Raw genomic sequence first — 1,957 nt, 5'->3', positions numbered from 1 at the left:
GGCCCATCTGGTCATGTCATGGATATGAGTGGGGGATAAGATCAATGCGCGCGCTCAGATGATCAAAGCAGGCGTGCCTGTTATACCAGGTTCAGATGGAGAAGTGCATAACTCTGAGGAAGCTTTGATTGTTGCTGAAAAAATTGGCTATCCTGTTATGCTCAAGGCTTCAGCAGGTGGTGGCGGTAAAGGGATTCGTAAGGTTGAAAAACCAGAAGACCTCGTTTCCGCCTTTGAAACTGCATCTAGTGAGGCCAAGGCCAATTATGGCAATGGTGCCATGTACATTGAACGGGTTATCTATCCAGCTCGTCACATCGAAGTTCAAATCCTAGGAGATGAACATGGACATGTGATTCACTTGGGGGAACGGGATTGTTCTCTTCAACGGAATAACCAAAAGGTTTTGGAAGAAAGTCCTTCGATTGCAATTGGCAAAACGCTACGCCATGAAATCGGTGCGGCTGCTGTTCGAGCGGCAGAGTCTGTTGGTTATGAAAATGCAGGAACCATTGAGTTTCTTCTTGATGAAGCAAGTAGTAATTTCTATTTCATGGAGATGAATACACGTGTTCAGGTAGAGCATCCAGTAACAGAGTTTGTTTCAGGTGTGGATATCGTTAAGGAACAGATTCGCATTGCGGCAGGTCAGCCTTTGTCTGTTAAGCAAGAAGATATTGTCCTACGCGGTCATGCCATCGAGTGTCGTATCAATGCAGAAAACCCAGCCTTCAACTTTGCTCCAAGTCCAGGTAAGATTACCAATCTCTATCTGCCAAGTGGTGGAGTTGGCTTGCGCGTGGATTCAGCAGTTTATCCAGGTTACACCATTCCGCCTTATTATGATAGTATGATCGCAAAAATCATCGTACACGGCGAAAATCGTTTTGATGCCTTGATGAAAATGCAACGTGCCCTCTATGAATTAGAGATAGAAGGAGTGCAGACCAATGCAGATTTCCAGCTTGACCTTATTTCAAATCGCAATGTCATTGCTGGGGATTATGATACTTCTTTCTTGATGGAAACCTTCTTACCTAAATATCAAGAAAAAGAATAAAATGACTTCAAGAGTTTAAACCGAAAAGGGGAATCAATGGCTCTATTTAGTAAAAAAGATAAGTATATTCGAATCAATCCCAATCGTTCGGTTAGGGAAAAACCTCAAGCAAAGCCAGAGGTTCCAGATGAATTATTCTCCCAGTGTCCAGGCTGTAAGCATACCATTTATCAGAAGGATCTGGGAAGTGAGCGTATCTGTCCGCACTGTAGCTATACCTTTCGTATTTCTGCCCAAGAACGCTTGGCTTTGACGATTGATATGGGAACCTTCAAGGAATTGTTTACAGGGATTGAAAGCAAGGATCCCTTGCATTTCCCTGGTTACCAAAAGAAACTAGCAACTATGCGTGAAAAAACTGGTCTGGACGAAGCTGTTGTGACAGGAACTGCTCTTATTAAAGGTCAGACTGTGGCTCTTGGGATTATGGATTCCAACTTTATCATGGCTTCTATGGGTACAGTTGTAGGGGAAAAAATCACTCGTTTGTTTGAGTATGCGACTGTCGAAAAATTGCCGGTTGTCCTATTCACAGCTTCTGGTGGAGCCCGTATGCAGGAAGGAATCATGAGTCTCATGCAGATGGCCAAGATTTCTGCAGCAGTTAAACGCCATTCAAATGCTGGTCTCTTTTATCTGACCATTTTGACAGATCCAACGACAGGTGGTGTGACAGCTTCTTTCGCTATGGAAGGCGATATCATTCTGGCTGAACCACAAAGTTTGGTTGGTTTTGCTGGGCGTCGTGTGATTGAAAACACGGTTCGTGAAAGCTTGCCTGAGGGGTTCCAAAAGGCAGAATTCCTATTGGAACATGGTTTTGTGGATGCTATTGTCAAAAGAAGAGATTTGCCAGATACGATTGCTAGCCTAGTCAGATTGCACGGAGGGGGTTCT

General features: G+C 44.1%; 1 protein-coding gene and 1 pseudogene. Both read left to right on the top strand.

Annotated features, from left to right (window positions below; genetic code table 11):
* Positions 1–1,060 (top strand): annotated as a pseudogene (locus SMIDD26_RS08235) (acetyl-CoA carboxylase biotin carboxylase subunit); the annotation flags it as partial.
* Positions 1,061–1,096: 36 nt separating this feature from the next.
* A partial coding sequence (accD, locus tag SMIDD26_RS08230) for an acetyl-CoA carboxylase, carboxyltransferase subunit beta (protein WP_134990263.1) occupies positions 1,097–1,957 on the top strand: 861 nt, incomplete at its 3' end.

The organism is Streptococcus mitis (assembly GCF_001579035.1).
Classification (GTDB): domain Bacteria; phylum Bacillota; class Bacilli; order Lactobacillales; family Streptococcaceae; genus Streptococcus; species Streptococcus mitis_J.
Note: the sequence above shows the minus strand (reverse complement) of the source record. Positions and strands in the feature narration are given on the sequence as shown.